Genomic DNA, 13,348 nt, shown 5'->3' on the forward strand with positions numbered 1-13,348 from the left:
GCGATGAGCATACTTATTTGGAGATCCAGGGCGACCAGAGTGGCCACGCCACCACCGAAACCCCAGGCGGAGCGACCCCGCCTACTCCCCGCGTCACTTCGAGTGCCCCCGGTTGGATTCGAACCAACGGCCCCCCGCTTAGGAGGCGGGTGCTCTATCCCCTGAGCTACGAGGGCGCGTAGCGCTGACAGCTTACCCAATGTCGCGGGGCGCGGGACGCGTGTTATCCGTGTGGTGCGGGGCGCGGTGGTCGTGGGAGGCTGGCTGGGACAGCTCTTTCGTCACATCGCACATCATGGAGGCCGGTATGGACACCACCGCGGCGGGATCGCAGTCGGAGCCCGGCGAGCCGGGGGGTGGGCCGGAGGCTGCTTCGGACGCCGACGAGCAGAAGCGGCGTTTCTTGGAAGCGCTGGAGGCCAAGCGGGGTAACGGGGCGCGGGGCAACGGCGGGGGTCCCGGGGACTCGAAGATCCACTCCGCGCACGGACGGGCTGGTGCCAAGCGGCAGTTCCGTCGCAAGAGCGGCGGGTGACCGGCCGGCGTTATATAGCGCTGCACGTATGCGAAACGTATATAGCGACGCATATAGACGTGCCGCGTAGAGCTACTGAGGGGCGTGACCGAGGGAGTTCGGTCGCGTCCTTCAGCCTTGTTGAGGCGGCAGACCTGGCTCCTGCTCCCCCGCCGCGTTCCTGCGGAAGCGGAAGACCAGCTCCTTGGTGCCCCGCGCCCGGGTGATGACGCGCGCCAGCTCGCCGCCGAGGTTCACGCCGGCGCCGATGGCCAGGCCCAGGGAGATCGCGGTCTCCAGGGAGTCGATGCCGAGGTGGCTGTCGCCGCTGGTGATCTCCAGCATGGCGAAGTACACCGCTGAGCCCGGGAGCAGGGGTCCTACGGCGGGAATCACATAGGGCAGCGCAGAAGTGCGGTAGTGCAGCGCGACCAGGTAGCCGATCAGTCCGACGATCATCGCGGCCAGCGCGGTGGCAACCACGGGCGACAGACCCCACTGAACGGGGTACGTCCCCGCCGCCCAACTGAACGCCGCACCGACGGCGGCGAACGGCAATATGCGCCGCGGAGTGTGGACCGCCACCGCGAAGGACACTCCTAGCGCAGCCGCCACTAGTGCGATCAACGGATCGGCGCGGACCGGCGCCAAGTGCTCGTCCACGATGAAGCTCGCGCCGACCTGGCGGCCCACCTTCAGGACCAGTGTGATGCCGCAGACCAGTGCGGCGACCAGGAACACCACTTCCAGCAGGCGCGCGGAGGCGGTGATGTAGAAGCCTGTCAGGCCGTCCTGGATCGCGGCGACCAGAGCGCGTCCCGGCAGCACCGTGAACACGCCGCCGACCACGACCGCCGAGCTGTTGATGTGGACGCCGAGGCGGTCCAGGAGGATCGCCGCGATGGCGCCGGGGACCGCGGCCACCGCCAGCAGATAGAAGGAGGGCAGCCCGAGCCGCGCCAGCTGCCGGTACAGCCAGTCGCCGAGGATGGCGCAGACGAACGCCACCAGGCTGGCGAGGTAGCCGCCGCCGACCAGCAGGGCCGCCGTCGCGGCGATCGCGCCGAGGCTGCCGACGATCACCCAGGGCGGGTAGGGGTACTTGTTCCGGCGGATCGCCGCGAGCCGGCCATAGGCCTCCTCGAGCGTCACGCCGCCGGCGCTGATGTCGACAGCGAGCCGGTGCAGGTCGGCCAGGCTGGTGTAGTCCACGGTGCGCCGCCGCACCACGCGCTCCAGCGAGAGCGGCGTGTCGGTCAGGCTCGGCTGGTAGGACAGCGTCACCACGGTGAAGGTGACGTTGGTCTCGCAGCGCGACAGCCCGTACGCCTCGGTGATGCCGACCATCGCGACCTCGACGTCCTCGCTGCCCTCCCCGCTGGCCAGCAGCAGCTCGCCGATCCGCAGCCCGAGGTCGATGACGCGCGCCGCCGAGGACGGCTCGACGGTCCGCTCCTCCGAGCCGGGGGCGCCGGGAGCGCCGGCGCGGATCCGGGTGCGGTGCTCGTGGAATTGCACGCCGAAAAGATATCGAATGGACCGGTATCCGCTCAGTCACGCATTGTGAACCACTGATTCACCCCCTTGCGCTGACCAGTGTGGTTAGGGGGTCGCCGGGTCGACAGTGAATGATTGTCCGATGATTCGCCCGCTCTTGTCCCGGTTCCCCGCCCGCAAGCACCGCACGCAGACGATCGCCGCCGTCGCCGTCCTCGGCGCGGTCGGGGTGGCCGCGACGGCGTGCGGGGGCGGGGGTGCTGGCGGCGCGGGTGGCGGCGCTGGCGGGCGGGCAGCGAGTGCGACGGGTGGGTCGAGTGCTCCGAGTACGTCCGAGGCGAGACCGTCTTCGCCCTCCTCGCTCTCGTCGCCCTCCTCACCCGCCTCACCTTCTTCGCCCTCCTCGCCCACGCCATCCCCGCGCACCAACGCGGACGTCGACTGCTCGGTCGCCAAGTGCATCGCCCTCACCTTCGACGACGGCCCGGGTCCGGACACCGGCCGCCTGCTGGACGTGCTGAAGGCGCAGAACGTCCCGGCGACCTTCTTCGTCCTCGGCGACCAGGCGGTCAAGTACCCCTCCCTGGTCCACCGCGAATACGCCGAGGGCAACGAGGTCGGCAACCACACCTGGGACCACAAGGACCTCTCCCGCCTGCCCGCCGCCGCGGTCCAGGACGAGATCACCCGCAGCGCCGACGCGATAGCGGCCACCGGCATCCCCCGCCCGACCCTGGTCCGCCCGCCCTACGGCGCGGTCGACGACACCGTCCGCACCGTCGCCGGCGCCCCCTTCATCATGTGGCGCGTCGACCCCGAGGACTGGAAGTACCCAGACCCGGCCCGCGTCGCCGACCAGATCGTCGGCCACGCCAAACCCGGCCGCATCGTCCTCTCCCACGACACCCACAAGACCACCGTCGACGCGACCCCCGCAGTGATCCAGCGCCTCAAACACCAGGGCTACACCTTCGTCACGGTCAGCACCCTGATGAAGGGCGTCGGACTGCGGAACGGCACGTCGTACTTCAACCGGCCGCCGGCCATCACCGGAGGCGGCAGCTAGGTCCCGAGACAGACTGCTGGCCCGCCGGAGGATTCCGGCGGGCCAGCAGGGCTGAGACTGTTCAGTTGTCAGGCGCTCGCGAAAAGCGCCCTGCTACCTCGGCAGGTGCTTAGAACTTGCCGATGGTGGCGACGTTCACCAGCTTGGCGATCTGCTTGGCGACGGCCGGCGAGATCGCGACGTTGCCGCCGAAGATGTTGATCTCCTGGGTGGAGAACTGGCCGACGGCGTTCGCGGTGTAGGCCGGCAGCACCTTCGGGTCGGTCAGCAGCAGCGGGCCGTTGACGGTGGCCATGTACGCGCCACCGGTCAGGGCGTCCGCGTAGACGGTGCCGGTGGCGACGCCGATCTGGTCGGCCTTGCCGTTCGGCAGGAAGTGCGAGGCCACGATCGCAGCGGTCTCGTACCGGTCGTGGCCGACCGCGGTGACGTAGGTCTTGTCCGACCCGAGGATGGTCGTCATCGCGGTGGCGGCCTGGCCGCCGACGGCGGCCACGTCCTGCTGGCCGGCCTTCAGCTTGCTCTGGACATAGGCCTTCGTGTCGGTGTCGAAGGTCTTGAAGTTGCTCAGCACCACGGCCGAGCCGCCGTCGCCGGCGCCGAACACGTTGGCCGCGTACGAGCCGGCCGACAGGGCGTCGGCGAAGCCGTCGTGGTTCTTGCCCTCGTCACCGCGGGCCACGATGACGTGCGAGGGGTTGTTCATGCCCTTCGGGCTCTCGGCGACCTGCAGCGCGGTGGCGAAGCGGTCCGCGCCGGCCAGCCGCACGGTGGTGTAGCCCAGGCCCTGCAGCTGCTTCTCGATGCCCGCGTTGAGCGCCATTTCACCGCCCAACAGGTAGACGGTCGAGCCCTTCGGCAGGATCCGCTGGATCTCGGTGACCACGATCGGGTTGGTCTTGGTCTGCGTGCCGTCGGTCAGCAGCAGCGGGCCCTGGACCTTCTTGGCCAGCGGCACGGCGACCAGCGCGTCGGCGAAGTCGTTGCCGGTGGCCAGCACCGCCGACTTGGCCTGCGTGCGGTTGTCCGTGGCCACGCCGGTGCTCGCCCACTGGTGCTGCGAGATCTGGGTGCCGGTCTCGTAGCGGGTGTCGCCGGCGGCCTGCAGGACCACGACGCCGGTCTCGCTGACCTTCACGCTGAAGGTCTCGGTCTGGACCGAGGTCTTGGTGCCCAGGCCGTCGTTCAGCGTGACCGTGACGGGGTAGGTCCCGTCGGCGGCGTAGGAGTGCGTCAGCTTGGCGTCGGTCGCGCTGATCTTCGCCGGGTCGCCGGCGAAGGACGCGGTGGCCTTGTCGCCCCAGGTGACGGTGGTCGTGGCAGCCTTGATCGACTGGTCGACCGACGAACCGGCCAGGGACAGGGTCACCGGGCTGTTCTTCTTGGTGGTGTTCGCCGACAGCGAGGCGGCGAGGGTCGCGTCGGCCACGACGAGGTGCGTGGTCGCGGTCGGCGGGGTCTTGGAACCGTCGTTCACGGTCACGATGACGTCATAGGCGCCGCCGGCCGTGTAGACGTGGGGCACCTTGCTCGTGGACAGCGTGCCGTCCGCGGCGAAGTGGAGGGTCTGGACGTCCTTGGCGCCGTCCCAGTTGATGGTGACCGTCGAGGCCGCCGCGATGCTCGGGTCGACCGTGGTGCCGGTCAGGTCGGCGGTGGCGGTGAGGCTGGTCGCGCCGGTGCCCGCGGTGACCGCGGACTTCAGCACGGGCGCGGCCACGGCCTGCGTGCCCTCCTGCGAATGCCCCGACGGCGAGGTGGTCGCGGCGTTGGCCGCGCCGGTGCCGACGACGCCCACGCCGACGGCTGCCAGCGTGGTGGTGATGGCCAGCGTCGAAAGGCGCTTGCGGGCCACAGAGTGGTTGTTTTCGTTACCCATTTTTGGGGGGACCTCCGGAATTGGCCGGGTGCCTGGGACTGGCTTGTCCGGCGTTTTTCGTCTGCAATCTTCAGTTGTGTGGTGCCCTGGTCGCCTCGCGGTGCCGGGGCTGGTCGCGGTCGGCGGGACGGGCCTCGTGGGTCCGGCTGCCGGCCGCGGCCAAGCTGGGGTGCGGCCGGTCAGGCCATGTGTCCGTGGACTGCTTCGACGATCTGCGCGACCGTGGCGGTGCTGACGGCGGCCGGGCCGCCGAAGACCTCGACGGTGCCGGTGGCGCCGACCGAGGCCTCGATGCCCTGCAGGGCGTGCCAGGCGGCCGGGGTGAGCAGGTGGGTCTGGGTGAGCACCAGAGGGCCGCCGGCTTGGGCCAGCGAGGCCGCGCCGGTGAGGGCGTCGGCGTAGTTCTCGCCGGTGGCGACGCCCGCGGTGTGCTCGCCCTGGAAGGCGGCGGCGACCATGGCCGCCGTGAAGTAGCGGTCGTAGCCGCTGAAGCTCGCGTGGGGCGCCAGGGAGATGTGCGCGTTATTGGCCGCGGTGACCGCTTGGCCGCCGACCGCCGCGACGGCGTGCGCCTTCTTCACATAGGCCTGAACCGCCGGCGACATTTGTGTGGTCGCGGTCAGCAGGATCGCGGCCGGGTGCGAGGCGTCAACGGCGAAGACGTCGGAGGCGTACGGGCCGGCCGCGAGGGCGTCCGCGTAGTCCGCGCCGGTCGCCAGCACCACGTTCGACGGGTCGCCGAGTCGGTCGGCGATCCTCAGCGCGGTCTCGTAGCGGTCCGCGCCGCCGATCCGGGTCACGGTCACCGCACCCAGCGCGCTGACGACCGCCGGGGAGACGGCGTTCGTACCGCCGAGCACGTAGACCGTGCCGCCCGGCTTGAGGACCCGCTTGATCTCGGCGGTGACCGCGGCGTCGGGAGCGGCGCTCGGGGTCAGCAGCAGCGGACCGCCGACCTGCTTCGCCAGCGACACGCCAGCCAGCGCGTCCGGGAACGCCTCGCCGGTGGCCAGCACGACCGCCGGCGCGGAACCCGCGGCCAGCTTCGAGGAGATCGCGATCGCGGTCCGGTAGCGGTCGGCGCCGGCGACCCGCGTGACCGCGGTGCCCCCGGTCGTCGGCGGGCCGACGGATATCTGCTCGGTCGTGGTCGCCGTGGCGCCGTCCTGGTCGACGACCTGGGTCACGACGCCGTAGGAACCAGCCGCTTTATACGTGTGCGCGACCGGGATCTGAAGGACCCTCGCGGTCGGAGTCCTGATGTCGGTGCTCGACCCGTCACCCCAGTTGAGGCGTATCAGGGCTATGGATTGCTCGGCCGGAACCGCGGCCGGCGCGCACTGGGACAGGTCCGCCAGAGCCGTCAGGGATTCGGGACTGGTCGTCACCGTGACGGCGGCGGTCGGGCCCTGCCGGCTGACGGAGGCGGTGTACGACTTCGCCAGGTCCACCGAGTGCGTGCCGTCGGAGACGGACAGCTTCACCGGGTACGTACCCGTGGCCTTATATATGTGCTGGACGGTGACGGTGCCCGAGGAACCGGCGATCACCGGACCGCTGACCGGGCTCGAACCGTCCCCGAAGTCCAGGGTGTAGGTCAGCTTCGCACCGGGCATCGTGTCCTTGGCCTGGATCACGAAATCCGTCGCCAACGGGTTCGCCGAACCGGAGTCCGAGTGGATCTGCAGCTGAGCCCACACAGGCCCGATGGGCACCGGGATCGGAGCCGGGGTCGCAGTGGACGCCGGAGCGTCCGCCGCGAAGGAAGGCGCCGCCACACCCATGCTGACAGCGGACGCGGCTACGGCGGCGAGAGCCAGCCGAACCTTGTTCGTGACATGCATGGAAGTCCTCCGTGGGTGGGGCGCGAGCGGCAATTATTCAACCGCCCACGCAACCTTCCCCAGCGGCGGGGATATGCGCATCCTGCGATGTGCGTAGAAAGCGATGGGCCTAGGTACGTAGCACTCGATGGTTGCCCTCGCCCAGGTAAAGACTTCGAAACAGCTTTGTGACAATCACCGGATCAGGGACTCGGGCGATGTCACGGGGTAGTCACCCGGGCCAGTTCCCCGTCGCCAACGCCACTCGCAACTGCTCGCTGTACGGTGCCAGATCGAGCCCTTGTTCAGCTAGCCACGCATCGGATTTATACGTGTTCCGATACCGCTCTCCGCCGTCGCACAACAGCGTCACGATGGAACCCTTGGCGCCGACCGCGCGCAGCTCGCACATCAGCTTCACCACACCCCAGAAATTGGTCCCGGTGGAACCGCCGGCGTCGCGCCCGGACAGCTCGGAGACCAGTCGCATCGCGGCGATGGACGCCGCGTCCGGGACCCGGATCATCCGGTCCACGACGTCGGGCTGGAACGAGGGCTCCACCCGCGGCCGGCCGATCCCCTCGATGCGCGAGCCCTTGCCGGTGACGTAGGACGGGTCGTGGTCGCGCCAGCCCTCGAAGAACGCCGAGTTCTCCGGGTCCACGACGCACATCTGGGTGGCGTGCCGCTGGTAGCGCAGGTAGCGGCCGATCGTCGCGGACGTGCCGCCGGTCCCGGCGCCGACCACGATCCAGCACGGACAGGGATGCCGCTCCTGCCCCATCTGCTCGAAGATCGACTCCGCGATGTTGTTGTTGCCACGCCAGTCGGTGGCCCGCTCGGCGTAGGTGAACTGGTCCATGTAGTGTCCGCCGCCGGACTCGGCCGGCGCCGAGGCTGCGACCCGCCGCGCCTCCTCGTACAGCGCGCCGGGGTCGTCCACGAAATGGCACACCCCGCCCTGGAACTCGATGAGCTCGCACTTCTCCTTGGACGTCGAGCGCGGCATCACCGCCACGAACGGCAGGCCCAGCATCCGCGCGAAGTACGCCTCGGACACCGCCGTGGACCCGCTGGAGGCCTCCACGATCGTCGTGCCCTCGCGGATCCAGCCGTTGCACAGCCCGTACAGGAACAGCGAGCGCGCCAGCCGGTGCTTGAGCGAGCCGGTCGGATGCGTCGACTCGTCCTTGAGATAGACGTCGATCCCCCACTCGGGCCACGGATCGGGAAGACGGAGCGGGATCAGGTGCGTGTCGGCGGACCGGTTGGCGTCCGCCGAGACGCGCCGAATCGCCTCGTCCACCCAGGCGCGCCCGGACTGACAATGCGGGTTGGAGACATCCGTGCTCTGCTGCATGGCCACATGCTAGATCTTCGCGCTGACACAAAAGGTCGGAAACCGGTCGAAACACTTGATCAAGAATCGGAAAAGGCGGAGCCACGGCAGCCCTGATCTGTATCCGATATGACCCCTCACGACCCCGCTGCCTAGGGGGTGCGGTGCGCTCAGCCGTCGACGTCGCTCTTGCGCGCCGCAGCCAGCTCGGCCGCGTAGACGGCGGCCGGGGACACCGCCAGGTAGTCCAGCGCAGACTGCGTGGATCCATGACGCGAGGGATGGTACGAGGGCTTGAGGTACTTCGGGACCTCGACGACCAGGCTGCTCAGGGACGGCAGTCGTCCACGCCGTGCGGCGTCGCGGAAGCGTCCCAGGAACTCGCGTTCGGTCATCGCGGTCGGGCGCCCTGCGCGTAGCTCGTGGGGGTCGTGGGCGACCATGAACTTCGTGCCGCGGCCCCAGATCCAGGCGAAGGCCACGGAGGTCACCAGCATCGCGCGGGTGCGCCGGGCGTAGGAGCCGTCCAGGTGCATGAAGACGTCGTAGGCCACCGAGCGGTGCTCCACCTCCTCGGCGCCGTGCCAGCGCAGCAGGTCGAGCATCACCGGGTCGGCGCCGGCGGCGTCCAGCCCGCGCGAGTCCACGATCCACTTGCCGAGCACGGCGGTGAAGTGCTCGATCGCCGCGATGATCGCGAGCCGCTCGCGCAGCCACTTCTCGCGGGCAAACGGCGGCATGGTGCTGTCGCCGAGCAACTGCTCGAAGAGCCACTCGATCTGCGCCACGAAGGGGTCCGGGTCCAGCCCCTGCACCTTCATGTGGTGCAGGACGTTCTGGTGCGCGACGGCGTGCGTGCCCTCCTGGCCCATGAAGCCCTTGACCTCGGCCTTGAGCTGTTCGTCGTGGATGTAGGGCAGGATCTGCTTGTAGACGTGCACGAACCAGCGCTCGCCGGCCGGCAGCAGCAGGTGCAGCACGTTGATGATGTGCGTCGCGTACGGATCCTCGGGGATCCAGTGCAGCGGCGTGTTCTCCCAGTCGAACTTCACGCGCCGCGGCTTCAGGTCAGCCATGGGATTTCCGCTCCTCAGCCGGTCGGGTCGATCTTCGCCATCCGGCGGGCCAGCGCCGGGGACAGCCGGGAGACGGCCTTGCCCGCCCTGGCCTCCAGCGCGACCGGGACCACCGGCCGGTCCCGCCGCACGGCGTCGACGATGCGCTCGGCCACCTTGTCGGGCCCGAAGTTCCGCTTCCGGTACAGGCCGGTGATCCGCTGCCGGGTCCGCTCCTGCTGCTCGGCGCTCTGCCCGACGAACTTCGTCGTCCGGGTGATGTTGGTGGCGATGAAGCCGGGGCAGATCGCCGAGACGCCGATGCCGTAGCTCGCGAACTCCGCGCGCAGGCATTCGGAGAGCATGAGGACGGCCGCCTTGGACGTCGAGTAGGCAGAGAGAGTGCGCGACGGCGTATAGGCGGCGGCGGAAGCGAGGTTCACGATGTGCCCGCCCTCGCCGCGCTCCCGCATCATCGCGCCGAAACAGCGCGCGCCGTGGATGACGCCCCAGACGTTGACGCCGAGGATCTTCTCCCAGTCCTTCACCTCTGTGGCGAGGAAGGGACCGGACATCCCGATGCCCGCGTTGTTGACGACAACGTCGGGAACGCCCGCCGTCTCCTTAACGTCGTTCGCGAACTTCTCCATGGCCTCGCCAGAGGAGACGTCGACCGTATAGAGGTAGCCGCGCGCACCGAGCAGTTCGACCAGCTCTACGGTGCGCGCGGCAGCGACACTGTCGATGTCGGCAACGACGATGTCCGCGCCCTTCTCGGCGAACGCCAGCGCGGTGGCGCGTCCGATACCGGAACCGGCGCCGGTGACGACGACCAGCTTGTCCTCGAACTCACGGCGGTCCTTAGTGCCCTGCCTAGCCTCGGCACGCAGTAGGGAACGCACGGGCTCAGGTCCTCCTGGAGTGGCGATGCTGGACTGGACGAACTCCCGGATCCGCTCGGCGATCAGCGCGGGCTTCTTCACGACGATCCAATGGCCGCCGTTGACCTTCCGCACATAGAGCCGCTCCGTCCACGGAACCGGCGCCTGCGCGGCGAGGGCCGGAGTCACGAATCGGTCGCCGGTCGGAGTGAGCACCTGGACGGGAACCGTGGTCGACCGCTCCTGGGGACGCCGCATCTTGGGCAGCATGTTGGCGCGGTAGTAGAGGACACCGCGCGAGCCATCCCTATGCAAAGTCGGGGAGGGGTCGAGTCTGGTTCCCTCTATAGCTTTGATGATCCGCGGCCACTGCTTAGCGAGACCGAGCCTCCACGCCACTCGCGGTCCCACCGGAAGGTGGAACACGACGATGTACCAAGACGCGAGTGCCTGCTTCAGCGAACGCGCCGCCGCCTTGGGAGTCGGCTTACGGATACCCGAGCGCGTCCACAGAGCAGCGTGGTCCAGGCAGGGACCGGAGATGGACGTATAGGACAGGAAACGCTGTGCGGAGTCCGCGCGCGTCACCGCTTCCCAAGCCTGGATGGAACCCCAGTCGTGGCCGACCAGATGCACCGGCCGATCGGGGGCGACTACGTCGGCGACCGCATAGAGGTCGTCCGCAAGGTGCTCCAACGTATAGCCGTGCTTGAACAGCGGTCCCTTGGAAGCGCCGATACCGCGGGTGTCGTAAGTGACGACGTAGAAGTCGTCAACGAGTTCCGCAACGATGCCGTCCCACACCGCTTGGGTGTCGGGATAACCGTGGACCAGCAACACAATCGGCTTCGAGGGGTCCCCGTACGTGCGGACGGAGAGCTTGCCGCCCTCCACGGTCACCGCCAAGGTGCGGACGTCCTGGGTCATGCGTGTGCACCTTCCAGTTGCCAGCGCCGGACATGCGGCAGGTCGTCGTCGAGCCAGAAGGCGTCGTCCTCGGTGACGACCAGCAGTTCCTCGAACTTCACCCCGACGCTGTGCTTGCTGCCGCCAGAGATGGACGGAAAGCCGATGTGCGGCTCGACCGCCCACAGCCCCGGCATCGGCGCGTGCCGGGAGGCTTTGCCTCCGGCCCACAGCGGCGAGCGCCCCTTGACCCCCTCGGTGACGATCTCGCGCCCCAGAGTCTCCAGCGTGCGCAGCCCGAAGCCGAAGGCATAGCGGCCCACCATCAAATCGGACACAGCGCGGCGCTGGGTCATCCGGCCGACCTGGTGGCCGATGACGCGGCCCGGGTAGACCTTGTGCCGGGACTCGTATCCCTGCCGCGCGATGAGCGCGTCGACCGCCGCGTAGACCTCGGACAGCGTGTCCCCGGCCTTGATCCGTCGCAGGATCAGCGTCCGGTACTCCGCGAGGTCGCGCATGAGCGCGTCGAAGATGCGGTTCGTGCCGGGGTCGCCGAGGACGCCGGAGTAGCCGATGTCGGAGACGTAGCCGTCGACCACCGGCGAGCAGTCGAGGATGTACGACATCCCCTCCTCGAGCCGCTTGTTCGTCGGGAAGAAGTGCAGAGGCGTCCACGGGCCCTTCAGCGAGCGGAACGCGGTGCGCTCCCCGAACCAGGCGAAGGGGATGTGGAAGAAGTCCTCGACGCCGGTCTCCCGCAGGTAGGCGCGCATCCGCCGCGCGGCCTCCCGCTCGGTGACGCCGGCTTCCAGTCCCGCGCCAACCGTCTCGGCGCAGCGGTAGGCCAGCGCCTGGGCGTCGCGGTGACGCTGCAGGGCTTCGGGCGTGGGACCGGTTTTATTGGACACGGCGTCTAATGTAGGCGCGGAGGGTCCTGCCGACAAGACCCCGTTTCCGCCAACGGCGACCCGCCGGAGCGCCGGGCTGGAGAGCCGCCGTTCGGCAGATCCGGGCAGACCGAAGCAGATTCGGGAACGGTCCCGACACGCTTGCCGATTCGCTCCTGGTGCCGGACGTGGCAGCATGGCGATGTGCAGTCCGAGTCCCGCAGCTCCCAGCCCGTCCGCTCCACCCCGCGCACGGCACCCCGCCGCCGGCTGTCGGTCGACCGCCGCCGCGACGAGCTGATCGAGGCGGCGCTGGACCTGCTCGCCGAACGCGGTCCCGACGAGGTGTCCGTCGACGACGTGGCGCAGGCCGCCGGCGCCTCGCGCGCGCTGGTCTACCACTACTTCGGGACCAAGCAGGAGCTCTACGCCGCCGCGCTGTCCAAGGCCGCCGCCGAGCTGACCCGGCGGCTGGCGCAGATCGAGCCCGGCGACACCCCGCTGCAGCGGCTGGACCGCGCGGTGCGGGCGTTCGTGGAGTTCGCCGAGGCGCACTCGGCCGGATTCGTCGCGCTGCTCGGCGGATCGGCGGCCTACGGCTCCGGCGGGGAGTCGGCCGCGCTGGTGCACTCGGTGGAGGACACCGTCTACGAACTCCTCGTGGAGGGACTCGGCGAGCCCACCCCGGTGGACCCGCTCGTCCGCATGACGCTCAAGTGCTGGGTCGCCGCCGCCGAGACCGCGGTGCTGGACTGGCTCAAGCACCAGGACCTGCCCCGCACCGAGATCGAGCAGCAACTGATCATTCAGCTAGGCGCGCTGCTGATGGCGATCGGCCATGAGGTCCCGGTCTAGGTCGTTCCGTTCTAGGGCGTCCCGGTCTAAAGCGGTCGCAGGGAACGGAGAAAACCGATCCCCGTTCCAACCGCACCGGCCGTCCTCCGGTCATACCTGATGTGAGGAAACTCAAGAGCCCGCTGGCGCATGGCGGTTCGGCCGAGGCCCGCGAACAGTTCCGCGAGTACGCCGTGGGGGCACAGCCCCACTTGCGCCGTAGCGCGTACCTGTTGTGCGGGAACTGGCACACCGCCGAGGATCTCGTGCAGACGACCTTCGGTCGGCTGTTCCGGTCCTGGCCGAGGGTGATGCGCGCCGACTCCGTCGACGCCTACGCCCGCACGGTGCTGTATCGCGCCTTCCTGGACATGAAGCAGAAGGACCGTGCGACGGTCGCCCTCGACAACGTCCCCGAACCGGCCTCCCCTTCTGACGACGCCGCACTCCGGCTCGCGGTGCGCAGCGCACTCGACACGCTGCCGCCGCGCGCCAGGGCGGTCGTCGTCCTGCGGTTCTGGGAGGACCTGACCGTCGACCAGACAGCCGACGCACTGGGGATCACGCCGGGGACGGTCAAGAGCCAGACGTCGCGGGCGATCGCCATCCTGCGGCAACGGCTCGGTGCGGCCGTCAGCGAGCTCATCCACGACTAGCTGGAAGG

General features: G+C 69.3%; 11 protein-coding genes and 1 tRNA gene. 4 read left to right on the forward strand and 8 right to left on the reverse strand.

The annotated features are described in order from the left end of the window. Positions 1-103: 103 nt before the first annotated feature. Positions 104-176 (reverse strand) — tRNA-Arg (locus tag CACI_RS43120). A gap of 131 nt (positions 177-307) precedes the next feature. Here CACI_RS43120 and CACI_RS51860 point away from each other — a divergent pair. Continuing rightward, positions 308-535 (forward strand): DUF5302 domain-containing protein, encoded by a 228-nt coding sequence (locus tag CACI_RS51860; protein WP_015797263.1) that lies wholly within the window; start codon positions 308-310, stop codon positions 533-535. A 111-nt stretch (positions 536-646) separates the two neighbouring features. Here the strand turns inward: CACI_RS51860 and CACI_RS43130 are convergent, their stop codons facing one another. Continuing rightward, positions 647-2,032: a threonine/serine exporter family protein gene (locus CACI_RS43130; protein WP_015797264.1), complete on the reverse strand. Its 1,386-nt coding sequence runs from the start codon at positions 2,030-2,032 to the stop codon at positions 647-649. 121 nt (positions 2,033-2,153) lie between these two features. On the opposite strand from CACI_RS43130, the gene CACI_RS47310 reads away from it, so the two are divergent. After that, positions 2,154-3,077 carry a polysaccharide deacetylase family protein gene (locus CACI_RS47310; RefSeq protein ID WP_015797265.1) on the forward strand — a complete coding sequence of 308 codons (924 nt, stop codon included), beginning with the start codon at positions 2,154-2,156 and terminating at the stop codon, positions 3,075-3,077. A gap of 109 nt (positions 3,078-3,186) precedes the next feature. Here CACI_RS47310 and CACI_RS43140 read toward each other — a convergent pair whose 3' ends face one another. The 6 genes from CACI_RS43140 to CACI_RS43165 form a co-directional block, all read right to left on the reverse strand. Then, a complete protein-coding gene (locus tag CACI_RS43140) occupies positions 3,187-4,956 on the reverse strand; it encodes a cell wall-binding repeat-containing protein (protein ID WP_015797266.1) in 1,770 nt (589 codons plus the stop codon). Positions 4,957-5,135: 179 nt separating this feature from the next. After that, a complete protein-coding gene (locus CACI_RS43145) occupies positions 5,136-6,800 on the reverse strand; it encodes a cell wall-binding repeat-containing protein (protein ID WP_015797267.1) in 1,665 nt (554 codons plus the stop codon). Positions 6,801-7,011: 211 nt separating this feature from the next. Beyond that, the gene (locus CACI_RS43150; RefSeq protein ID WP_015797268.1) at positions 7,012-8,139 is read right to left on the reverse strand and encodes an L-cysteine desulfhydrase Cds1; all 1,128 of its coding nucleotides are present in this window, start codon (positions 8,137-8,139) and stop codon (positions 7,012-7,014) included. 149 nt (positions 8,140-8,288) lie between these two features. Next, positions 8,289-9,194, reverse strand: coding sequence for a metal-dependent hydrolase (locus CACI_RS43155; RefSeq protein ID WP_015797269.1), 906 nt, complete (start codon positions 9,192-9,194; stop codon positions 8,289-8,291). A gap of 14 nt (positions 9,195-9,208) precedes the next feature. Further along, complete coding sequence (locus CACI_RS43160) at positions 9,209-10,981, reverse strand: SDR family oxidoreductase (RefSeq protein ID WP_015797270.1); 1,773 nt, start codon at positions 10,979-10,981, stop codon at positions 9,209-9,211. Continuing rightward, positions 10,978-11,871, reverse strand: a complete 894-nt coding sequence (locus tag CACI_RS43165) for a M24 family metallopeptidase (protein ID WP_015797271.1) — start codon at positions 11,869-11,871, stop codon at positions 10,978-10,980. The genes CACI_RS43160 and CACI_RS43165 overlap by 4 nt, the downstream gene beginning before the upstream one ends. 183 nt (positions 11,872-12,054) lie before the next feature. Here CACI_RS43165 and CACI_RS43170 point away from each other — a divergent pair, with 183 nt between their 5' ends. Beyond that, a complete protein-coding gene (locus tag CACI_RS43170; protein ID WP_015797272.1) occupies positions 12,055-12,705 on the forward strand; it encodes a TetR/AcrR family transcriptional regulator in 651 nt (216 codons plus the stop codon). A 101-nt stretch (positions 12,706-12,806) separates the two neighbouring features. Further along, complete coding sequence (locus CACI_RS43175; protein ID WP_015797273.1) at positions 12,807-13,340, forward strand: SigE family RNA polymerase sigma factor; 534 nt, start codon at positions 12,807-12,809, stop codon at positions 13,338-13,340. Positions 13,341-13,348: the final 8 nt, after the last annotated feature.

Origin of the sequence: Catenulispora acidiphila DSM 44928 (genome assembly GCF_000024025.1) — a bacterium.
GTDB classification, from domain to species: Bacteria; Actinomycetota; Actinomycetes; order Streptomycetales; family Catenulisporaceae; genus Catenulispora; species Catenulispora acidiphila.

Coding starts and splice junctions, on each gene's coding strand:
- CACI_RS51860 (WP_015797263.1), top strand. CDS start 308: ATGGACACCACCGCGGCGGGATCGCAGTCGGAGCCCGGCGAGCCGGGG.
- CACI_RS47310 (WP_015797265.1), top strand. CDS start 2,154: ATGATTCGCCCGCTCTTGTCCCGGTTCCCCGCCCGCAAGCACCGCACG.
- CACI_RS43140 (WP_015797266.1), bottom strand. CDS start 4,956: ATGGGTAACGAAAACAACCACTCTGTGGCCCGCAAGCGCCTTTCGACG.
- CACI_RS43145 (WP_015797267.1), bottom strand. CDS start 6,800: ATGCATGTCACGAACAAGGTTCGGCTGGCTCTCGCCGCCGTAGCCGCG.
- CACI_RS43150 (WP_015797268.1), bottom strand. CDS start 8,139: ATGCAGCAGAGCACGGATGTCTCCAACCCGCATTGTCAGTCCGGGCGC.
- CACI_RS43155 (WP_015797269.1), bottom strand. CDS start 9,194: ATGGCTGACCTGAAGCCGCGGCGCGTGAAGTTCGACTGGGAGAACACG.
- CACI_RS43160 (WP_015797270.1), bottom strand. CDS start 10,981: ATGACCCAGGACGTCCGCACCTTGGCGGTGACCGTGGAGGGCGGCAAG.